This is a genomic window from Neorhizobium galegae (assembly GCF_021391675.1).
Taxonomy (GTDB): Bacteria; Pseudomonadota; Alphaproteobacteria; order Rhizobiales; family Rhizobiaceae; genus Neorhizobium; species Neorhizobium galegae_B.
Map to the genome: position 1 here is coordinate 3,971,234 of NZ_CP090095.1, position 22,063 is coordinate 3,993,296.

Consider the following 22,063-nt stretch of genomic DNA (forward strand, 5'->3'; position numbering starts at 1 on the left):
GTGAACAGGGAAAGGCGGGCTGCGGGCATCAGTCCCGCAGCCATCACCTCAGTCAGCGCGAAGGGTGGACGCCTTCAGGCAGCAAGCAGACGCCGCGCAAAACCGACGCGAATGCGAGCTACGGGGCGGCCATCGTCCTCATCGTCCTCGGGACGTTCCGCCTCGTCGAGCAGATCGTCCGGAACAAAGATGTCATGCCGGTCCGGCTCTGGACCTTCCCGCATCCCCTGCCCCACACTCGTCACACCGAAGGACGAACGTTGATTGCTCTGCCGCAACCGGAAACGCGACGGGGCCGGCGCGTTCGGAGCGACCGGCGGATCGACGATACCAATCGCACTCCGGGCCTCGGCCTCGAGCAGCGTCTGGACACGGCGGCCGAAGCGAACTCGCAGTTCCGCCATGCAGGCGGCTGCGCCATCGATCTCCAGCAGGTCGTCGATGTCGTTCAGCGCCCAGACGCCGCTCGCATGATCGCTCGGACGGCTGGCGCCATCGACGATCGCCACGCCGACATTGTCGACCATCAGGCGCTTGTGGTTCTTGTAGAGCCAGTCCGGCAGGATCATCGCCGAGGCCAGCATCTTAAGCTTCAGTTCCTCAAGGCGGGTCGTATCACCGTAAGAAGCAAGCGACCGCTTCAGGTCCAAGATGAACGCCAGGTGCCTGGCGCGATTTACGAGAATGAGGTCCGGCGTGTAAAAACCCTTGGCTGGCGCCTCGCAATCAAGGCGCACGCCGTCGAGATGCTTCCAGTCATTCCCCGTCACAGCTTCGACCGCGGCCTTTACCAGCGGCAACTTCAAGGACTGGACGAGAACAACCAGGTCGGGGTTCTGCTTCGACAGGCGTTCGAACGCCTGCTCCAGCAACTTACCCTCCCGGAAAGAGACCGCGCGGACCATGGAGGCGAGATTGATGTAGCGGCCGAGGATCTCGTCTTCGACCGGCTCGCCATCGGTGATGGCGGCGATCGCTTTGTCGATCAGGACGTCGAAGTCCGCCTCGACATGGCCGTAGCGGACGAGATGCGGGTGGCGGCGCAGCGCCGGCGGCTCAAGCCATGCGTCAGGGCGCTGCCCGGATGCACGGGACGGCGCCGACATGGCGGCGCCGGTGTTGGGGGTGCCAATGTTGGAGGCGATGGTGTTGGCGGCAGAAACGGTGATCGTGGTCATGCTTGATCTCCCTTGAGAACCAAAGAGCGATCGACGGCCGCATCCGGTCGTCGGACGGCCCATGGCATCGTCCGGCGTGGAAGCCGAGGATCGCAGGTGATGGCGCGGTCAGGCCGAGTGCCGTTCGCAATTGGAACGAATGTCGGCGGCCGCTTTAAGGGGCGAGAGCAAGCAGGGCGCTTCCCAACGGAAAGCAAAAACAGGTACAGAGGTCATAGCCCGATTCCTTTGTCAGAAGGCTGAGGGTCAGGCCCTTGGTAGCGTTGGCGCGCTGCCTTGGGCCGCTAAGCTTCATCGCTGAAGCCCCTCCTATGTCGCAGGACCCGAGGCGGATCTCAAGGACCCTGGCGTCAAAAAAAGAACGGAGCCCGAACAAAGTTAACGCCGGGCTCACGGGCTGAATGCGGAAAGCTGGAATCGGAAAAGGGGCTCGAAAGCCCCTTCTCATCTTGTAATCGCTCAGTCCCTGACCAGTTCCAGCTTGCGCCTGCGTGGTCCTCTGGCGCCCGAAAGCAGTGCGGCAACTGGGTCGTCGGTCTCCCCACTCGCCGCGTTCTCGATATCCGAAAGTGTTTCAGCTTCGAGAGTCTCGGCCTCCTCGTTTTCGTCGTCGACATCATCGTCGTCTTCGATCTCGACCAGGTCGAGCGATGGTGCCGATATGGCCATTCGCACTGTCGGCTGTTCGTCTGGCAACGGCCATGCCGGCGACTTCTCCTTCGATGTTGCCCAGGACAGCATCGGGATCACGATCGTCCCGATCCATGTCTCCAGACTATCGGCCCTGGCCCAGTTCGTGCTGTCCCGAAGTCTCCACAGCAGAGCCTCGACCCGTTTCCAGCGAGACGCCGATGGCAAACCGACCTTCATTGTCGACTTGCCGTCGCCCTGCGGTCCAACACCCGTGCCGAGATTGCTTAGCAGTTCGTAGGCATGGTAAGCGTGGACCTCGGCCTTCGGTGCGATCCTGCTCTTCTTGATCTTCTTGCCAGTCGTCTGCGCTTCCGCCAGAGCACCGGACAGGATCTTCAGAAGCCCCAAGAGATTGCGCAGGAGAGCCGTTCGGCTATCTCGCGTCCGCATCTCGACCATAGCCTTCAGACCATGGACACCACCGAGATCGACGACGTCGATTTCGGTCTCGCTCTCGCTCGGCACTTCGTCGCCGGCCAGGATTGCCTTCACATCGGCAACCTGGATTCTCCCCTGATCTTCAGCGAACGCGAACGCCGCTTCAATCTTCTGCGTCGGCGCCGAGATCAACTGAATCAGCACCGTCGGCCCGATTGCCAGTTCCACCGCGCGGTCCCGGTAGCCACCGAGGTTGCGGTAAACGCCGCGCCAGTTGCGCGCCGTGCGCGCAGTGACATTGCAACGCGCTTCGACCCACTTCCCGAACGTGCCGTCCGGGATATGAGCGCTCACCTGCTCGAGCAAGGCACCAAGCTGGAAGACGTGATCCGTCTCCTTGCGCCCGAGATCGGCCAGCGACTGCGCCTTGGCTTCGAGTTCCGCCGAGATCTCCGGGGAGATCTCGTATGCAGCGTAGTCGAACCCCATGCGCGCTGACGACGCCAGCGCGTTCTTCCTATTCGTCATGTCAAACATCCCTGTTTTCACAGTACTCAACACAGACGCACCATGCGACTGATAATTGCATTATAACAGACAAGGCCATTTTCTTCAATATTTACAAGAGGTTGTGCCGTCATCGACATTGCAAAACGACAATTATTACTTTGTATTTTACTTGTATTACTGTTACGGCCGATCAAACCGCACCGGAAAATGGCGGCAAAAAATTTTAATACTATAAGAACAACCATCAGTAGCATTCTCGGTTCATTTGCCTTACACTGAGGCCTGACCCCATCCCCACCACAGCGTTCCCCTCACGCGCGGAAACGATGCCCTGGCGTCTGTCGGTCTTTATCAAGAAGCCCGTCGGCTGGTAGGTCGTCATGATTAAGGGCTTATGAAGGCTGGTGACACCAAGGCCAGCGCCCTTACCCAAAATCTGTTTAAAAACAAATCGAGTCTCAAAACGGCACATTCGCGATGGTCAACATTTATTGCCAAAAAACATTTGATTACAGACACTTGCAATGGAAATGACAGTCAGTTATATGTCCTCCCGTTCGATACACGGCCTATGCGCCATAAGGAAAGGAGACGCTTGTGACGATAGCATTCAGCACCATCATGATGACGTTCTCGTCTTCCGGCGCGCCCCTTGATGCTCGCACCTTGTTGAGCACACTTCTTGGCCGGACCTCCTCCAGCATGGCTGCCTCCGCTGCCCATCGTCGTCGAAGACGATGGCAGTCGGCAACCATAGGAGGTCCCCATGTCGATCAAGAACCAAGCAACTCGTACGTCTGCGTCTCCGCGTAGGGCGAAGGCAATCCCACGCGGCTTCAGGAAGCACGCTTCTTGGTGGCGCTCGGAAGTGCCGAAGCTGATCGAGCAGATCAATGCGGTGCTGAAGGATGCCGACGCGTCGACGGGTCCCCGCGCAGTTCTCATCGAACCGCGTTTCGTGAGCTTTCCGCTGCAGTCGGAACTGACCGGTGAGCTCCTGCGATCGAAGTTTGGTGAAGTCCGTTATGGGCTGCCTCTTCCTCCTTCCGTGAAGCTCGCCGACATCAGCAACGCTTTGCAAGGCGACGCGCTACTACACTTGGTGGAAGCGCATCTCTGGCTGCAGGAAGTCGACGCGATCTCGCTTCGCGGTCCAGGCGGTGTGCAAAATCCGGCGGTCAGCCCGTTGATCGAGCACCTCAATGCTGCCGCGGCTGCATTCTCGAATGCTGTCGATCGCAGCAGCGTTGCTGCCGTCTGAACACGCCCGTCCCGGCGTTCAGCGGCAATTATTTCCATCGAGCAATAGCCGCCGACGCCGGGCTCTCAAGGGAGTTGCGGGCTGCTACAAGTCCGCCTCCCTACTTCTCAATCTTTTGCAGAACGGAATGGAAGCATGACGAAGAAGGTGGTTTTCTACGCTCGAGCAGCGAGCAAGACCGGAGAAGGATCGATCGAGGCGCAGATCGAGCGCGGCAGGGCGTTTGCTGCCGCCCGCGGCTGGTCCCTTACAAATTTCTTTTCGGACATCGAGGCCGATGAGGTTCTCTTCAAGGCAAGGCCGGGTATCGGCTTCCTTTGCGCTCATCTGGAACGCGAGCCGGTCGATATCGTGCTGTGCGACGCACCCTCGAACGTGTCGTGTGACCGCACCCACGTCGCGCGGTTTCTCGCGGAGCTTCGCCAGCGGAAGGTTGATTTGTGGTCGACAGCACTGGGGGAACACGTGACGTTACGCAACTTGCCTTACAGCGAGCGGGATAGCGATCAAGGCCACATCGCTACCGTTCCCACTGTGCAAAGGGGTCGCGGGATCCGCCACGCCGGGTTCGGATACAAGCTATCATCGGCCATGGACGCCGCAGGTCGGCGCATTTTCGGGTATCGCGTCATCCACCCCGAGCAGGCCGAAGTCGTCCGCCGCATTTACCGGATGTATGCGGCCGGCCGCTCGCCCCGCGACATCGCCTCGTCCCTCAATGCCGACGGCATCAAGGGACCGGGCGGCAAACCGTGGCGGGAGGAGGTTATCTACGGGAACCGAGCGCGCGGGACCGGCATCCTCAATAACATCCTCTACGTCGGCATGCGGCAGAATGCAGCTAAAGAATTCGACGGCTACGTGCCCGCTCTGCGCATTGTCAGCGACGAGCTCTGGCACCGCGTTCGACAGCAACAGGCCAATGTCAGGAGGCGGTTTTCCCAGCCCCGGTAACAGGCGCCGGCGATTGAGGCGCCAGGAGTTCCAGGGAGGCCAGCAGCCGCGGCCTCCCTTCCGAAGAATTGATCCGTACGGAGTTTGAGATGAAGAAAGTATTGTTCTACGCCCGCTATTCGACGGACCGGCAGCACGAGGTCTCGCTCGAAACGCAGATCGAGCTTGGTGAAGCCTTCGTCAAGGATCGCGGCTGGAAGCTGGTCGCGACCTATTCCGATGCCGCAATCAGCGGAACAAGCTACCTGCTTCGCCCTGGCATCCAGAACCTCATGGCGCATGTCCGGCGCGAGCAGATCGATGTCATTCTTTGTGTCACCGTCGATCGGCTGTCGCGGGATCTCGAGCATGCGTTCAAGATGTTGAAGGAATGGCAGTATCGCGACATCGACTTGTGGACCGTCCATGGCGCCCAAGTGGTCACCAATCTTGAGATGGCGTTGCGAACGGCCCTCAGCCAGGAATTGGTAGAGCAGATCCGATATCGGACGCGCGAAGGCATGAAGATGGCCGTGAAGAAGGGCAAGGCATCGACCTGCCTCGCCTACGGCTACAAGCTGTCTCAGCAGCGCGATGAGATGGGTGATCGCATCAGGGGTTTGCGGGAGATCGATCCCGACAAGGCCGAGCTCGTCCGTCGCATCTACCAGCTCTATGCCGACGGCATGTCGCCGCGCGACCTCGCCCAGCTCCTCAACAATGAAGGTGTCCCCGGCCCGCGTGGCCGGAAGTGGCGCGATACTGCAATCCGGGGCCATGTCCGCCGTGGTACCGGCATCCTCAACAACGAGAGCTACATCGGCCGGATGGTCTGGAATAGGCGCCAGTACCGCAAAAACCCGGAGACGGAACGACGGACCGCCCGCGCCAACGACGCCGCCGAATGGGTGCTCAAGGAAGTCCCGGAGATGCGCATCGTCTCCGACGAACTGTGGCAGCGCGTCAAGGATCGACAGAGAGAGGTCGGCGACCTGTTTGACTTCGGGCAGAGCAACCGGCTCAATGCTACGCACCGCCCGGAATATCTTCTCAGCCGCATGCTGGAATGTGCCGAGTGTGGCGGCCCTTACGCGATCTCGGGCAAGGACCGGTATAGCTGCACCAATCGCAAGAAGCGCCTACCGATCGACGAACTCGACGGCGCCTGCTGCGGAAACAGCAAGACGATCACCCGCCACGAACTCGAAGAACGCGTCCTCAACTGCATCCCGGCCGCGTTCTACTCACTCGACATTTTCGACCGGATTTCTGAGAAGATGGTCGCGCATGAGGTGAGCAAGCTGAAGAACGCCCCTTCTCGCAAGGACCAGTTGATCACCGAGCTTGCGACCGTCAAGTCGAAGCAGGCGAGCCTGATGCAGCAGATCCAGGACCGGCATGCCGAAGGCCGCCCGCGCTTGGCCATCCTGGACGACCAGCTCGATGAACTGGAAGTCACGCGTGAGAAGCTGGTCATGGAACTCGCCGCTACCGAAGAGCCGGCGGACGATTTTCAAGAGAAGATTGCGAGGTTGAAGGCGCAGTTCAATCCGGCCAATACCGAGATCGCCATCCGCAGGCTTCTCTTCCTCGCCCGCAACAATGCCGACGAGCAGGCCAAGCGCCGCTTGATGCCGATCGTGCGTGATCTGATCCAGACGGTGGTGATCGGCAAGACACCGGGCCATCAGCCGGCATCCCTTGAGGTCCATGGCGACATCGCCAACATCATGGCGTCGATGGATGTGATCGACATCATGCAGCAGCAGTTTGTAGCTGCGGCCCAGAACGATCTGATGACCCGCATTGCATCCGGCGAGATCGACACGGAGCACAAAAAAGAAAAGCTCATCGAGGCTTATGCCGAGGAGCTTTTGAGGAAATTCCCCGAGTGGGAGAATTTACAAGTGTCGGTGGTTGCGGGGGCAGGATTTGAACCTGCGGCCTTCAGGTTATGAGCCTGAGTAGTACACTTGTATCCATTTGAAATTAATATCTAAATTAGAATTGATAAATTTTTGTGCTAGAAATCGTGCTAAAATAACGGATTTTGACCGCCAATGTGGCTCGCTCAAAGTGAACGACACCCTGCCGAACTTCACCACGCTGGTCATTCTTAGCTTATTTCGAGTTGCACTTCCTCGGGCCTAAACCAGCCTTCTCTAACTACGTTAGCCTTGACCATTTCAGGATTACCGGAGTAGCCGACCAAAACGAGGCTTTCTTCGGCTCGGCTGCACGTCACGTAAAGAAGGCGCTTCGTTGCCTGTGCCGTTTTGTCATCAGCATGTACGTCACCGAACAGCTTATCAAAGTTGAAGAGAAACCCTCTCGCCTCGGAATCGTCCATGATGACCATAACCCGAGGAAATTCTCTGCCTTTGATACCCTGGTGCGTATCAAATCTCGCCGCGCCCGAGACGTACTCAACATAACGTTCAAGCTGGGAGAATGACCCAGCAAGAAATTCGCTAATGGCAATCGCCACTTCACTTTGAGGATCGGCATCTTCATCTTCCGCATTTGCGGGCGGGGCGTCTTGAAGCGGTTGCAAGCTCGACAAGAGGCTGTCGGGAATAGCAAATAAGCCGGACTGGCTTATGTTATCCAAAATTGCTTTGAAGGTCGGAAGAGCGCCCCCTTCCCATAACGCCATCAACGATTCAACAGCCGATTGGGCCTGTTTCAAAAGACCTGACGGCGATGTCGACTGCTCTAGCTTCAAGCTGGTCAACAAGGGAGATTTTTCACGGACGATACGTGCAATCAGGAATTTATCCTTGTTGGCAAAAGCCTGCACAAGGGGGAGCACATTCGAAGAATAAAAAGCAATAATCGGAAGGCTACCGTCAAGGAGACCGGTTCTGTAGGACTCAATTCCATGCAGAGGTACAAAGAGGTCTGAGAAGCCCATTCTACGGGCTGCCATTCGGTGCTCAAGGGTCAGGCATTTAATATTGTTAGCGTTTTCCCACAGCTTGTCGCCGCTGATATCAGCCATTTTTATTGCCACCGCTTGTTCAACCGCATTTTTGTTAGCGGTGTCGCTCGGAAAAATGTAAAATCGGACAATACCTTCGACGCTGTCTGAACGAGGTCGCTGTACCTGTTTGTCGACATTGATTCTGATCTTATTTATGAGCTCAACGACGCGTTTAGGGCACCGGTGATTCATTTGTTTCGTGGGGGTCATCCAGCCAATTGGGAGATCCTCGCCGAGCTTCTCTTTTCCGTCGTTATAAATGCGCTGCATCATATCGCCGAGAAGGCCTAAGCAAAACGATTGGCGGAAGGATGCCTGAACAGCAAATAAGGCGTCCACCAAGTGCTTATTCGTGTCTTGGCTCTCGTCGATCAAAAGGATCGGGAAAGCGTTTACGAGTATTTTCTGCAACGTTGGTTTATTCGTGAGAAAATCAGCTGTTATCTTGATAACTTCAGCATGATTTAACGCGTCTCGACTCCGGTTATCCCCTGTCGGGCTATAAGTAAATTTCTTGATATCATCAAGTCGGGTGAGACGCTTGGTCTTAGATGCGATGTCGACCAAGCGTTTATCTGAAGCTTTTGTGTTCTTACGGCCTTTGGCTTCGGCTGCTTGTAGTTCCGAAATATCGTACGCCAAATTTGTGCGAAGCCATTCGCGGATGTCCCGATTGAAACCACCAATTAGAGACCAGGCGAAACTATGAACCGTTACGACATGGATGAGCGGATCGAATTGGCGACGAGATTTGATTTCGTCGCAGGCGGCGTTGGTATAGGTGATGACCCCAACCCTTTGTCCACGCTGCATCATCTTTTCGCCGTGGACATCGCTGATGTAGGCGAGTGCTGAGATCAGCGACCGTGTCTTTCCTGATCCGGCCCCAGCAAAAAGAAAGAAGCTCTTTGGATTAGATGGGTCGACATATGAGGCAATCTCGACGTCGACGTGGTCATCCAAGCTGTTGTCACCAAGGCTCACGGACGCGGCTGTCATGCCTCTATACTCACAGCGGTTTTGACGAGTTCAGTTTGCACTCTCACCAATTGCTTCCGCAGCCAGTCAAGTCCATTGTGGATATAGTCGGGCGGTTTGAGGCCATTGATGTCAGGCGCATCAAGTACATTGAGAGCGAAAGCTGCTTTGTCCCCTTTTTCGAGTGCACTTGCCATCGCCTCTTGGAGCTGCGCAATCGTTGTACTATCGCAAAGGGCCGTTCTGAATTTCGCGATCAGTCCCGGCCCCGACAAAGACTTGAAGAAAGCCACATTGTCATAAACGAGTGCATCTTCGAACGTGTTCGATATGACTTCTGCCTCTTCGACCGGCCATGCAATTTTGCTGGGCTGTTGATAGGCAACACGTATCGAAAATTGATTGGGGTACGTTTTGATAAGATCGACCGGCGTCTTGTCAAGAAGCACATCAAGCGACTCTTCGACCGGGTGCCAAGTCTTCAGTGTATCATTACGGGCTCGCTGCCCCTGATTTCTCTGTGGAATGGCTTTGGCGTCACTCAGAGCTTCTTTTGCATCCAGATCTGTAACGATGAGCGTCGTCAGGCCTAGCCGCTCAATTAGAGGTTTGAGTTTGTGGGCATGGCTTCCACCAATCTCTAGCCACGAAATATAGCATTTACGCAGAAACTCGTATTCCGGACGGGAGTGAACCAAGTACGGCACGAGAATACGCTCTGCAGGGCCTTCGATGAAGATCGCAGCGTCTGCGAAAAAAAGGTCACAGTGGGTAGCTTTTAAATACCGCGTCACAAACCGATCAGTTTGTGCGGTCGCTCCAAAAATCTCGGACAGGTTTATCACAGCGGACGTGGGCACAGCCCCGTCAATTGCGCTCGCGGGTAGTCTTCGAAAGTAACGCAGTGACGAAAACTCGCATTCATGTGCGACATGGCTCGAATGGGTACTGACGACCAACTGGGTTGAGAATTGTTTATTGGTTCCGAGCTTTTCGTTCTTCCGGAGAATTGCGTAGGCCTGCTTGATGAAAACTTGCTGAACCTGCGCATGTAAATGAGCTTCTGGCTCCTCAACCAAGACCAAATGCAGCGGAGGTGGAAATTTAGCCCCCTCTTTGGCAGGCATAGCCTTGCCAACCTTCATCCAGGCATCCCTGAAGCTCATAAGTCCAAAAACCATTGAGACAAGGTTCTGATAACCAAGACCATTCGAGTCCTCGGGAAGCCGCAGCATGATCGCTGATCCGTTTCCTGAAGCGCCCACCTCATATTGGACTGCCGAGTCATGATTCAGACCATCCGTCGGCTTTATGCGAGTCGTGATCGTCAACTTTGGGTCTGTTATCCCAGGATAGTTGAGCTCCTCCAACTCCTTCAACGCTGCGGAAAAACCGTGTCGCAGGCGTTCGTCAAATGTCTCCTGCGCTTTTTCTATTGCCTGAAGAGCCTTCAGATCTTGTAAGCCAGGCGCGCGCGAGGGGTCGAGGTGATTGGCGTAATAATTTTTGAGCTGAGCAGAAAGCTTTCTGCTGCTACGGGCGACGGTCTCTTCCTCGCCATTTTCCCGACTGGAACGCTTCTCACTCGGATGGCCGAATCCACGCTGCGCGTTGATTTCATCAACACAGATAAGGTCCTTGAACGGGTCACCATCCAGTGCCTCGTTCGCAGCAGTTAAGGTCTGCGGCCGGGCTATTCCGTGTATTGGTTCAACGAGCTTTTCCGGATCAAGGAGGTAGGCCTTACACTCAAAGAATGACCGCAACCGTCTCTCAAGAAATTGCATCATCGTCTGCGGCCACAAGGAAACCTCTATCGTCTCCGACAACGCCGTCGCCTCATCGCCAACGATCATCTCAGCCACGGCTTCGCCAGCATGGCCCTTCAGCAATTTCAGAATTTCCAATCTGGCCTTGAGAAACTCTCCTTGGAGCAACTCGGGCTCCTTGGGCTCGAACCTCAGCCGTACGCCAAGCTTACCCCCTTTCCAGTCCAGAGTTGGAAGCAACTTTTGAACGTGGTGAAATTCGGGCTCTTCAACTTGTATCCAAACGTCGAGAAAAGGCAGCTCGGCCTCCCAGTTCAACTTGGGAATCGGCTCGTCTTTTATCGCTGCCGCCTCCCAAATGGCGGCGGACTCATTCAGCTTCCTCCAATGGGAAAGAGTAAAATCATTGATTGAAAACCTCGTAGAATCGACGAGAAAATAGCGGAGAGCCACCATTGCGGAGGTTTTTCCGCTATTATTGGCCCCTACAAAAATCGTCTTTTCTTCTGCAAAATCGACCCTAACGGCTTGGAGTTTGCGAAAATTACCGATCTCAATGTGTTCAATGCGCATTTCTTACCCTCGCCTACCGCAGGTTAGATTTTTCGCCCTTCCGATGCAACTATATAGAGTGACTACATCGACAAAAACCCTGTTGTCCCCTATCACAACGTTAGGTTACGATGACGTTTGACAGCAATCTGGAGTGACGAATGAGCCGACCGAATATTCCCAATCGAAGAACCTGGCCTCGGAATTTGAGTACGGCACAGGGCGGCGGCTTATCCACGGCGCAGTATGGCGGACTGTCCACGTCCCAATACGGCGGAATGTCAACTTCTCAATACGGGGGGATGTCGACGTCACAATACGGAGGCATGTCGACCTCGCAATATGGCGGGCTGTCGACGTCTCAATACGGCGGCCTCTCCACCTCACAATATGGCGGGTTATCCACGTCCCAATACGGAGGGCTTTCGACTTCTCAATATGGAGGGCTATCTTCGACATCAGGCGGAGGCATGTCCACTCTCTCCTCAGAGATATATGAGAGTAACATCCCCCCTTGGCCCGTGTTTCTGAGGGAACTCGAAACAAGGGGATTCCAACAAGCGGCTGATATTGTCAGACGCAATCTTCCGAAATTCCTTTGGCCCGAAAACTTCTTTCGTGGTCGATAACGGCATCCTTGGGAGATACTGCCCAGCTTACATGTAACCACCCTCAGACGTATACCGCCAGAATCAACAAGAACGGCTGATTTCATGTCAACAATGGAATACCACTATCAGACGATGGGGCGCATTTTGTCTCATTTGGTCAATGCTGGCCTTTCACGTGTCGATTTCGCCAATTCCGACGCCATGGATATCATGACTCATCGTATCGGCGACGAGGAGGAGGTGCTGAAGACCTTCGCTGATGTCCTGCACTGGATGAACGATGAAGGACTAATACGCGTTCGAAGCATTCAGGAATTCGATGGCGGTTATGCTTTCAATGGGGTCCAACTTACGTCCAAGGGCGTATCGATCGTACAGGCCAAGCCCGGCGATCCGGATCTTGGTGAAAGCATCGAGAAAAAGGTAAGCGAGAAGGGCGAACTGGAGGCCTCGGTCTATACCAAAATCGGTTCATTCGTTGGCGGTCTGATTGGCGGCGCGACGCAAGCGATGGCGGGCTAGTTGGTGAATTATTGCCTCGGCCGATCAATCTCCCATGTCCAGGGCCTATAACTCTCAATGGAACTTCAGAGCCCCCTTCCAATGAAGGCTAGACAAACCTCCCCGAATATCAGGGGGTGACCCCAATATTTGCCAAACCGGTAAGGCGGGATAGATTCAGGGTTTCGAACTGCCAGCGGGGCAGTTGGTTCTTTTGAATAATCGCCTGTATTTGTGCTTCTAGATTCTCCTTGCTTGTCACGCCTAGCAAACCGCTAATCTTCTCAAAGTACCGGCGCGATTTTGCACGCGCGAAAATCTCAAATGGACCGGAAAACCGATCTGCATAGAGGAGGGTTTCAGGCCACCATCCTTGCCAACCGAGGTTTTCACCACGCAAGTACAATAGGAAGTCGGCAGTCATTACATATTTGAAATCCACACCGGTAGCCGTATTCCGGTCCTTGAGCATATCGGCCCGCACGGATGTCCGACGTAACCCTAGACGATCGTTTCGATGTTGCAGCGATCTCATCGGTTCGCGGAACACAGCAAAGGTGTGCATCTTGTTATCGCGCTCTCGGCGATCATCCCAGTAATACTCGGTATCGATAAACTCCTGAGCAGCGGAGAAATGCTCATATTTAATGAACACAGCTAGGCAATACAGGAACAACTCGTGGACGATGAATCTATAGTTGTCGAAATCCCATTCCACATAACTGCCGGTCCCTTCCGGGACGTTGAAATATGGGATGCATCTTTCGAAAAAGCGGCGCAGGGGCTCTAGCTTCTCCGGTGTAGGAGAATACTGCGCTATTAACGAAAAGAGCTCGATCATCTCGTTTCGATAAGGCGTAAACTCTTCGATGCTGGCGACAACCAGCTCATCAAATGTCTCCCTCGTGGCATGTTCTGTCTTCACCCGAAATAGCTCAAGGCCCCCAGCAATGATATCGAGGTATTCCCGCACGGCTGGACCAGCATTTGCAGCCCCTGAGCGCACCGCTTCCATAGCCCGCCGATGGGCGGCTGAAGACACGATTTTCCCAGAAGCCGTCTTCCCCTCAAGGAACGTAGGACGCTTTCCCTTAGGCGGGCGCACGTACACCTGCTGTCCACATGCCCAGCGCACGATCTTGTCGAATTCCGTCGCGTACGTGGAGGGGTCGGTGAGATCGAAATAGATTCGGCCCTTGTAGTATACCGGCAGGAAGGCCTTGCCCTCGCCGTCCCGCTCCCGCACCACCGCCGCAAATTTGTCCTGCGCCGTATGGTTATAGATTTCCGGGGTAATGATCTGGGCTTCGGTCCCTGCCCCGCCTTTACGCCCATCGGACTTCCTGGCATACATTTCATCGCAGATCAGCAGCACCTTGGTAACAGTCGGATCGGCAACCATCTTTTCCATGAAGGCATTCGCGTCGTGCCCTGGTTGCAAATCCCACTTGTCGAGCAGCACGTCTATCCCTTGGCTGGTTAGCTCTTCGGCAAGCTGGAGAACCCACGCCTCATGCTCGGGCGTCGTCCAACTGTATGAGATAAAAAGCTTCGGTTCGATTGCGCTCGTCTCGGCCATTTCCACCTCGGTTTCCGTTTTGTTCTAAAGCGCATCTTTGATAGGCGCTGGTGCAAAGTCAATACGATACAACCCGATCCACACTTATTCGGGCATGTTTCCCACGATATCCCCTGTGGATCCCTGCGATGTCGGCTTAATGCGATTTATGGTGCTTTCACTTACCCCGAACGCTCGTGCAATCAGCGCACAAGGCTCACCGTTTGCTCGCCGTTCCGCGGCCTTTGCCTGCTGAATTGGCCCAAGCTTCGGCTTCCGCCCAAACTTCACTCCCCTCTGCCGCGCCAGCTCCCGGCCGTGCGCCGTGTTTTCCAAAATCCGCAACCGCTGCCAGCGGGCAGCCCAACCTATGATGAACAGGATGAGGTCGGAAAACTCCGAGGTCGTGTCGATGAACGGTTCATCAAGCAGGCGGAGGCCCGCGCCTGCCTTCTGCACGGCGGCGACAATGTTCAACATGTCGAGCGGGTCACGGGCGAGGCGGTCGGTGACGGTGGCAAGCACCAGATCGCCGGAGTGGAGGGATTGCAGCAGCGCCGCGAGTTCGGGGCGGTCGTCTCGGTTCTTGCCGCTGCGCTTCTCATGGAAGACTTTCGCGCACCCGGCCGCATTCAGCTTATCAAGCTGATAGCCCAAATCCTGCCCCCTGGTGCTGACGCGGGCATAGCCGACAACGCGGCCTGAGACGAGTGTAGTCATGTTCAAAACCTCCATAAATGGCGGAAAGCCTTGAACTCCTTAAATATTGTTAATTATATACGAGGACAATTTCACCTATTTACATGTGGTCAAAAGTCACGATTTTTGCAAGTGGGCGAGATTCACATTTATTATCCGATTTATATTTTAGAATTACCGGATCTATTCATATTTCCGTTTCGGAAAAACCAACGGCATGCCCGTTGGGATGTCCGTCAAAATTCGTGAGTTTTGATAGGGCTTCTTTGACCAATTCCCCGTCGGTTCAAAGGACCCCGAACGATGAAGCGCATCCTTATGGCCTGCCTCCTTTTATCGTCTTCCACACTCAACGGATTCGCCCAAGGCGGCATTGAAGGTCGCTACAGCGTAAAGGACGGATCGACAGCCGAGTTCCTGAAAGACGGCACCCTCATTATCGTGATCGGCGGAGTGCAGGCCCTTTGGAAGTGGACGGACTACGGCGGCGGACGCCTGAAGCTTGAACCCGGCGCGGGCGTCGAGGGCGTCAGGGGTGCCATCTGCAATTACGACGTTAGCACCGCAACCCTTCTTATTACCGGCTGCGAGTGGGCCATGAAGCTCGCGCGTATGCCGTGATGCGCCTTGGTTTCTGCGCAAAGTTGATGGGGACCCCATGAGAAAACGATACCTTGCTCCTGCCTGGGGCGTCTCGCTGGCCGTGCTTGCCTCCTGCGGCGACGGCCCACCCACACCAGGCGAAACCATCACGGTTCCCTTCGCGGCCCTTTCCGTCCCCGCGCCGGAAAAGCGGCAGGTGCCGCTCTACATCATCAACGGCCAACTCGGGAGCGGCCCCGCCGATAGCCCCCAGAAGCTGGCGGACTACCTGAAAGCCGACCAGTTTACCGTGACCCTCAAACCCACGCGCGGCAGAGAGTTCGAGGCCATCACCGGCAACAAGATCAACAAGGTTGTCGTCCCCGATTACGAAACCGTGGAGCTGACCGCCAAGAGAGATCAATATGGCCGCGACACCGGCATCACCGGGACGATCACCGCGCGATATGTCAACGGGTTCCTGAAAGAGGGCACGTGGACGGTAAGGACGTGGTTCAATCCGCCCCCGCCCTCTCCTGTCCCGTCGGGCTTTAGCCCCAAAATGGAAATAAGCCCGCAGTGGGTGAACGGCATCCTCAACAAGTACAATTTCCCGCCCGTGAAAGGCGAAAAGGCGCAAGGCGGCTTGGGCACCATGACCCGCGCATTCCGCAAGGAAGATACCGGACAAGCCTGCTTCAGCCCGGCCGGTGCGCCCATCGACATCCAGTGCGCGACCGGCATCGGGATTTCCTATACCGCCGCCTACGAGCTGCAAGACAACCGGAATGAGATCTGCTGGCAGGGAGTCTGTAAGCTGGATCTGCGTTACCGCGACCACGGCCTCAACCAGTTTGAAGACGATCTGAGAACCGCTATGGTCAAAGCTTATAGGGAGAAGTTCGGAGAGATTGACCCTACTAGGCGCTGATGCACGGGTGAGTGAGGGGGCTTCTGAACTCTCTAGCGCCCGGTTTCAAGCCAACATTACAATGCAATTTCAATCGGGCCTCCGCCACTTAGCGTCTAAAAAGATGACGCAGCCAACCATTCAATAGCCCTCCCGATGGCTCATCGGACGTTTTGTTGCCTTGCTCAGAAGCATATTTGGACTTCGCTTCGGCCATGCTTGCAGCATCCTCTCTAAGCCGCGTACCTATTCGCTGATCGACCTCATCCGCTATGTCTTGTTCAGGCGTCTTGAACACGATTGCTACGGCCTCGATGACCTCCAGCCGCTCCTGATCATAAATTTCCTGAACACCGTCTGCCATAATAACGGGCGTTGTCCGTTTGAAGGCTTGTATCCAATACAGATAAAGGTACGAGAATTTGATGAGTTTATGCATGTACTCGACCTGCTTTCTATCAACTATTGTGAGATCGTTATTATTTAACTTGGTCACAAATTCGCCAATAGTTAGCTCGTCTTCTTTGAACCTACTTCCTATGAAAGGGGTATCGAACGTTATTGGCCCCCTTTTTTTGAGCTCAATGGCACTGGTGAAATAGTCTGAAAACGTCATTCCGTCTCTTTTTGCTTCGTTCCGCACCTCCTCAAGCAACTCTTTATCTATGTTAAGGCTCTGCCGTAATTTGGGGATTCCTTTGGGCTTCCCGCCCTTTCGCCTTGTTCCGTTGCCCGCCATCAAATCTTCACCTTTTCAGTCGGATAGGTTTCAACTTCGAATCATCTATTGAGTCTGTCGAAAAAGTTACGCGACGGACTTGCGGCGTCAAATGATCGTCCCATACTCGAACCATCCCATCACGTCGTTTTCCCGATTGCACGGCTGTTCTCGGCTGTTCTCGTCTGTCCGGCCACGCAAGAAATCATTTGCAGTGGTATGCGGTGATCTCCGGCAAACCTCCCCGGCTAGGGAGGGTTTGTTGTTCGAACGTGTATCACCAAAAAATTCTACCTAGGGGACTTGCGGACTACAACCGTCGTCCCATACTCGAACCATCCCATCACATCGTTTTCCCGATTGCGCGGCTGTTCTCGTCTGTCCAGCCGCGCAAGAGATCATTTGCAATAGTGTGCGGTGATCTCCGGCAAACCCTCCCGTGCATGGGAGGGTTTGTTGTTGGCGAGCGTGTCAATCTTAATAAGATTGAGAAGCAAAATTAATAAAAATGCCAAAAGTACAAGCTGCTGTTTTCATTGAAATGTTCCGCTGAGATGCACCTCGACGGACATCCTCGAACCCAAAAGGAAAACAGCAATGACAGACGATCAGGTAAATCACATTTTTAATAGCATCGTTCCAGCCCATGAGACCCGTTTCGGACAAGTGGTGAAGGGCCGCGTAATCGGCTGGAAGCGCACTCGTAACGGCTCATTGGGCGCGATCATTGTATTCCCAAACTCCGACAAGCCGGGAAAGCACCTGTATTTCGTTAATCCGGCGAATTGGTTCCAGCTCCTGTTTGAACAGACGCTCCACTAGGCAGCTGGGGAGGGGGACACCCCCCTCCCCTTCGTTACCGGTTGGCAGAAGCTAACCGGTGTACGGCGGAGCCAACATCCTTTCAGACTCAGGAGATTCCGACATGGGAATACGCAGTTTAAGTTCTGGAACCACGCCGACGACGGTAGTGCAATCCGGGAGGGGACTTGAAGTCATCAAGCCAGCGACGGCTATGCCTGTTACGGTGGAGGCGCAAAGCCTCCCGCCTACCCCCAAAGCCCCAATAAAACCCACCACGCCGCTTTCATCCAAGACCGTTGAGCGCATCTTGGTGACAGCGATCGGTAGGTTCGCTCTCAAAGGTATGGGGTCCCCAAAACTTGTAAGATGGGTGACACTGGCCGACGGGACAAACATCGGGATTATCGAAGACGGCATAACAGCCGTCCGGTATCAATGGACTGTTTCTCCGGCCACTTTCGAACCGAAGAACCTCGGCCCGCTGGATGATTGACGATCATGGGCAAGTTTTTGGGCCTGATCTTCAAAATCACGGAACGGATCATTCTCCTTTATATCAAGGTGATAATCGTAATTCTAAAGGCTCTGGGACATGCCGTCATGTGCCTCTTTGCTTATTGGACAACCCGGTCGGTTCGATATCCGACGTCTGTCAGGACGAGATATCCACTGAAGCCGCACCGGACTCTCCGCCCTCCAGACTTTCAAGTTGGGCGGACGAGCACGACAATCTTCCGCAAGCTGAAACCGAAGCGGAACCGGGCGAAACGTCCAAGGCATAGAACCGTCTCACGGCCTCGACGCGTTTGATAACAACCCTTCATCATAGCCATACCTGCGGAGCCTTTGACGCATCGGCAGGTATGGCGTTGCCGCGCCATTTTTCACATGGGAGCATGGCTTCATGGATGTTCTTATAGCTCTTCTCAAGCTGCTGACCTGGCTTACAGTTCGGCTGTTCAAGTTCACTTGGTGGCTTGCCCGTCTACCTTTCAAATTCCATCGCAAGCAGCGCCGCCAGGGCAACCCTCACGGTTCGGCCCGCTGGGCGACACGGTGGGAGCAATGGCGCAAAGGTGCGATATCCGGCGAAGGTGTCATTCTCGGCCGGGGCGCATTCGGCCGCCTGCTCCGCTTCTCGACGGACGGACTGGTGATGGTCTTCGCTGCAACCGGCGCCGGGAAAGGGCTGGGTATCGTGATCCCGTCTCTGCTGACTTATCGCGGGTCGATGGTCGTGACCGATCCTAAAGGCGAAAACTACGCGATAACCCGGCGCCACCGGTCAAAGCTCGGCACAATACGGATGCTCAATCCGTCCGATCTCGCCCGCTCCGACCGCTACAATCCAATGGACATCATTCGCAAGGATACGCCCAGCGAATCCGACGATGCGGCGGCCCTCGCGGCATTGATGGTCAAGTCCGATGCTCGCGAGAGCCACTGGGACGATAAGGCGGCATCGCTCCTGAAAGCCCTGCTGCTGCACGTTCTGCATGAGCCAACAGCCAGCCGGAACCTTGCCACAGTGCGCCGCCTGTCGGTCGGCACGCCAGAGGTATTCATTGCCACACTCGGCGAAATCGCCAATGAATCCCCCTCTCTTGCCGCCCGAGAAATCGCCGCCGGATTCCTCACCACGGCGATGGGAAAGGATGGCGGGTTTTCGCCGGAATTCTCGTCAATTCTGTCCAACGCTCAAAAGGCCACCGAGCCATGGTCAGCCGGAGCCCCTGCGGGGCAACTTTCGCAAACGTCGACTTTCGACCTCAACAATCTCACCACCAGCGTCAAGACCCTTTATCTCTGTGTGGAAGAAGACGTGCTGGAAGTCTACGGACCGTGGCTGCGGGTTATGGTCGGGTGTATCCTCAAAACCTTCACACGGGCCAAGGCCAACCGCCCCAAACGGAAGGTCGTTATGCTGCTGGATGAAGTCGCCGTCCTCGGACGCCTCGAAACGCTGGAATCTCAATCCGGCCTGCTCCGCGCTTACTGCACACCGGTCTTGATTTGGCAAAACATGCCGCAGATGCGGAAAGTTTACGGCGAAGAGGCCAAGGCATTCCTCGCCAACGCCTCGGCCCGCGTGTTCTTCGGGACTACCGACAACGACACCGCGCAATATGTCTCGGTGATGGTGGGGCACACCACGACCCTTTCCAGTTCGACCGGGACGAGCCACTCCGGGAACGCTTGGTCGCAGGAAAACCGCCAACAAGGCAAGTCCGAAAGCGGATACTGGTTGGTTGACCCGGCCGAAGTCCAGAGGCTTCCCCTCACCCGCACCATCATTAAATTGCGCGATGTGTCCTCTTCGATCCTTGGATGCCGTATCGACTACCGCAAGATACGCCGGTGGCGCGGTCTTTGGGATCGTTGGGACGGCTCAAGGCCAACAGGCTTCAACAACGAACCCGTTATGCCAGTTGAGCCGGGAAGCAGGACATTGCCGCCGCCACCTTCCTCCCAAATATTGCAGTAAGGCCGCCAAGAAATCCCTCTAGTAAAAGGGGCAAAAAGCCCACACCTGGGCTTTCTGTTCCCAAGCCCCTGTCACCGCCGCCTCCATGGGTCAAGGTCGAAGAGCGCAGCGTGCCTTGAGGCATGGAGGTGGCGGTGGCCCTACCGTTCCCTGCCTTGACCACGATCTCTGGCCAAGGCAGCCCGCACCCACCCTTCAACCTCGCGCGTCCTCACCAACCCACTTTCCCGCCCTCGCCTCTTGCCACCGGCAAAGCGTTCAAGCTCCTTCAAGAGAAACCGGACTTGCTCGATCCGTTTGCGGGCGTGGGCGGCCCTCCGCTCCGCCTCCGCCTTCTGCTGTTTCGATTCCTCAGCGGCTTTCCAGCGATTGAACCGGAACTCGCGTCCTTTAATGGTCCCCTCGCTGTAAAATGACGCTCGCCGTTCCCAGTAGTCCAGCTTCCGGCTGATCCGGTCAAAGCGCCGATCAATGGCTTTGAGGTCATGGCGTAGCCGCTCATTGTTGCCGATCAGGATCGTTTCCAGCCAGCTCTGACGGCTCCCACGATCATGCGCGGTGTAGACCCGCTGACGCCGCGCCGCTGGTTCCTCGCCGGGAGATTTGCGGTAGGCGTTGACCTCCCGCACCTGACTGACCGGCACGCGCCCGCGCCGCACCACTTGTCGGGCTTTGGGTCCAACGTGGATTTCCGGTTGACGGTCCAACGCTGCTGCTTTTGCCATGTCGCGCTGCTTCAACGCTTCGTCACGCTGAGCGACCAGCGTGCGGTGATCAACCCGCACCTGCTTGCCCGCCCGTTCCAAGGCAGCATTGCACGCCACGGCCCATTCTGCCCGCCAGACCCCCAAAAGCTGACGGCTGTTCCATTCACGGGTTTTGACCGGGTCTAGTCCATCCGGGGTCGCACGTCGCAACGTCAACATGACGTGCGCGTGAAAATTCCGCGTTGATTGGCCGTGGTCCGGCATGGGGTCATGCAAGGCGAGATCGGCCACCATGCCCCGTCTGACGAAATGCACCGCCACAAAATCCCGCACCAGTTCCAGACGTTGCGCATGATCCAGTTCACAGGGCAGCGCCATGTTGAACTCGCGGGCGAGCTGGGCATCTTTACGAATTTCCAGCGCCTCGACATTCGACCACAACAGCTCCCGATCCTCTAGCCACAAGGCGCTGCCGGGAGGGGTCATGATCTCCTCATGCACCACCCCTCCCCTATGGCTGTAGTCATGCACCTCGCCAGTATCCCGGTCGGTCAAACGCTGCCCGGAACGGTACGCCGCTGCCGCAACAACCTTCGAGCCAGGACGCCAAGTGCCGTCCGGGTTGCGTTTTGGTTGGCGGCCCAGTATCTGACCGGAGAAATGGTAGATCGCCATTGACCGCTCCTTTTCTGGGAGTGCGGCGTAGCCGCCGGTGGCATCCCTGCCACCATTCAAAACTCGGCCCGCAAGGGCCTCCTTCCCGGCGGATTGACACATCCTTGTGTCTGCCGGGCACCTATGTTGCGCTAGCAATGTATAAGTGCGCAATTAGCCTTTCAACTCCCATCCTATACACGCCCCTGTTACCTGATATCCTCACCCTGAATCCTGCCCGCCGCCGGTGAATCTATGGCTTCGACTTCTCCCACAGTCCGACTCATCGGCAACCTTGCCGCAGTCGTTGGCACCGCGCTCGTTGGTGCATTCCTCTTCGACCTCGGGGCGGAGTGGTTGGGCTATCGCCCACTGATACTTTGCTTTTTGCTGCGACCGATCGTGGCCGCCGCCTACGCTGTCGGCGTCTTGCTCACGTCGGTCGGTGTCATCATGTGGGCGGTATCGATGGGCAAAAGCGAGGCAGGAATCGCCGTGGCGTTAGGTGGTATGTTGTTATTTGTCATGCCACTTGTACTGCCGCATTATCTGGGAGCCGAATGTGTCCTGCCGATGAACTCAATCGCGTCAAATTAACC

19 protein-coding genes are annotated in these 22,063 nt (G+C 55.9%); 9 read left to right on the forward strand and 10 right to left on the reverse strand.

Annotated features, from left to right (window positions below; translation table 11 throughout):
- Positions 1-74: 74 nt before the first annotated feature.
- From LZK81_RS19430 to LZK81_RS29270, 4 genes are all read right to left on the reverse strand, one after another.
- On the reverse strand, positions 75-1,106 hold the full coding sequence (locus tag LZK81_RS19430) for a hypothetical protein (RefSeq protein WP_418936508.1): 1,032 nt from the start codon (positions 1,104-1,106) through the stop codon (positions 75-77).
- Positions 1,107-1,637: 531 nt separating this feature from the next.
- Positions 1,638-2,777: a hypothetical protein gene (locus tag LZK81_RS19435; protein ID WP_233954327.1), complete on the reverse strand. Its 1,140-nt coding sequence runs from the start codon at positions 2,775-2,777 to the stop codon at positions 1,638-1,640.
- A gap of 26 nt (positions 2,778-2,803) precedes the next feature.
- On the reverse strand, positions 2,804-3,004 hold the full coding sequence (locus LZK81_RS19440; RefSeq protein ID WP_233954328.1) for a hypothetical protein: 201 nt from the start codon (positions 3,002-3,004) through the stop codon (positions 2,804-2,806).
- 324 nt (positions 3,005-3,328) lie between these two features.
- Positions 3,329-3,463, reverse strand: coding sequence for a hypothetical protein (locus LZK81_RS29270; RefSeq protein WP_267967538.1), 135 nt, complete (start codon positions 3,461-3,463; stop codon positions 3,329-3,331).
- A 62-nt stretch (positions 3,464-3,525) separates the two neighbouring features.
- Here LZK81_RS29270 and LZK81_RS19445 point away from each other — a divergent pair, with 62 nt between their 5' ends.
- The 3 genes from LZK81_RS19445 to LZK81_RS19455 all read left to right on the forward strand — a co-directional run bounded on the left by LZK81_RS19445 (position 3,526) and on the right by LZK81_RS19455 (position 6,911).
- Complete coding sequence (locus LZK81_RS19445) at positions 3,526-4,020, forward strand: hypothetical protein (RefSeq protein WP_233954329.1); 495 nt, start codon at positions 3,526-3,528, stop codon at positions 4,018-4,020.
- Between the two features lie 135 nt (positions 4,021-4,155).
- Positions 4,156-4,974, forward strand: a complete 819-nt coding sequence (locus LZK81_RS19450) for a recombinase family protein (protein WP_233954330.1) — start codon at positions 4,156-4,158, stop codon at positions 4,972-4,974.
- 89 nt (positions 4,975-5,063) lie between these two features.
- Positions 5,064-6,911: a recombinase family protein gene (locus LZK81_RS19455; RefSeq protein WP_233954331.1), complete on the forward strand. Its 1,848-nt coding sequence runs from the start codon at positions 5,064-5,066 to the stop codon at positions 6,909-6,911.
- Between the two features lie 158 nt (positions 6,912-7,069).
- Here the strand turns inward: LZK81_RS19455 and LZK81_RS19460 are convergent, their stop codons facing one another.
- Both LZK81_RS19460 and LZK81_RS19465 read right to left on the reverse strand, forming a co-directional pair.
- Complete coding sequence (locus LZK81_RS19460; RefSeq protein ID WP_233954332.1) at positions 7,070-8,935, reverse strand: UvrD-helicase domain-containing protein; 1,866 nt, start codon at positions 8,933-8,935, stop codon at positions 7,070-7,072.
- A complete protein-coding gene (locus LZK81_RS19465) occupies positions 8,932-11,256 on the reverse strand; it encodes an AAA family ATPase (protein ID WP_233954333.1) in 2,325 nt (774 codons plus the stop codon). Before LZK81_RS19465 ends, LZK81_RS19460 begins: the two co-directional genes overlap by 4 nt.
- Before the next feature lie 692 nt (positions 11,257-11,948).
- Between LZK81_RS19465 and LZK81_RS19470 the strand changes: the two genes are divergently transcribed.
- Entirely contained in the window at positions 11,949-12,368 is a 420-nt protein-coding gene (locus LZK81_RS19470) for a hypothetical protein (RefSeq protein WP_233954334.1), read from the forward strand.
- Positions 12,369-12,477: 109 nt separating this feature from the next.
- Here the strand turns inward: LZK81_RS19470 and LZK81_RS19475 are convergent, their stop codons facing one another.
- Together LZK81_RS19475 and LZK81_RS19480 are read right to left on the reverse strand one after the other, a co-directional pair.
- The gene (locus tag LZK81_RS19475; protein ID WP_233954335.1) at positions 12,478-13,926 is read right to left on the reverse strand and encodes an SEFIR domain-containing protein; all 1,449 of its coding nucleotides are present in this window, start codon (positions 13,924-13,926) and stop codon (positions 12,478-12,480) included.
- 84 nt (positions 13,927-14,010) lie between these two features.
- Positions 14,011-14,625, reverse strand: coding sequence for a recombinase family protein (locus LZK81_RS19480; protein WP_233954336.1), 615 nt, complete (start codon positions 14,623-14,625; stop codon positions 14,011-14,013).
- 282 nt (positions 14,626-14,907) lie between these two features.
- Between LZK81_RS19480 and LZK81_RS19485 the strand changes: the two genes are divergently transcribed.
- Both LZK81_RS19485 and LZK81_RS19490 read left to right on the forward strand, forming a co-directional pair.
- A complete protein-coding gene (locus LZK81_RS19485; protein ID WP_233954337.1) occupies positions 14,908-15,225 on the forward strand; it encodes a hypothetical protein in 318 nt (105 codons plus the stop codon).
- Positions 15,226-15,262: 37 nt separating this feature from the next.
- Positions 15,263-16,117: a hypothetical protein gene (locus LZK81_RS19490; RefSeq protein ID WP_233954338.1), complete on the forward strand. Its 855-nt coding sequence runs from the start codon at positions 15,263-15,265 to the stop codon at positions 16,115-16,117.
- 88 nt (positions 16,118-16,205) lie between these two features.
- Here LZK81_RS19490 and LZK81_RS19495 read toward each other — a convergent pair whose 3' ends face one another.
- Positions 16,206-16,835, reverse strand: a complete 630-nt coding sequence (locus LZK81_RS19495) for a hypothetical protein (protein ID WP_233954339.1) — start codon at positions 16,833-16,835, stop codon at positions 16,206-16,208.
- 576 nt (positions 16,836-17,411) lie between these two features.
- Here LZK81_RS19495 and LZK81_RS19500 point away from each other — a divergent pair.
- Positions 17,412-17,636, forward strand: coding sequence for a hypothetical protein (locus LZK81_RS19500; protein WP_233954340.1), 225 nt, complete (start codon positions 17,412-17,414; stop codon positions 17,634-17,636).
- An 886-nt stretch (positions 17,637-18,522) separates the two neighbouring features.
- Positions 18,523-20,103 carry a type IV secretory system conjugative DNA transfer family protein gene (locus LZK81_RS19505; RefSeq protein ID WP_233954341.1) on the forward strand — a complete coding sequence of 527 codons (1,581 nt, stop codon included), beginning with the start codon at positions 18,523-18,525 and terminating at the stop codon, positions 20,101-20,103.
- Between the two features lie 140 nt (positions 20,104-20,243).
- Here the strand turns inward: LZK81_RS19505 and mobQ are convergent, their stop codons facing one another.
- Positions 20,244-21,485, reverse strand: a complete 1,242-nt coding sequence (gene mobQ, locus LZK81_RS19510) for a MobQ family relaxase (protein WP_233954342.1) — start codon at positions 21,483-21,485, stop codon at positions 20,244-20,246.
- 234 nt (positions 21,486-21,719) lie between these two features.
- On the opposite strand from mobQ, the gene LZK81_RS19515 reads away from it, so the two are divergent.
- Positions 21,720-22,061 carry a hypothetical protein gene (locus tag LZK81_RS19515; protein WP_233954343.1) on the forward strand — a complete coding sequence of 114 codons (342 nt, stop codon included), beginning with the start codon at positions 21,720-21,722 and terminating at the stop codon, positions 22,059-22,061.
- Positions 22,062-22,063 lie beyond the last annotated feature (2 nt).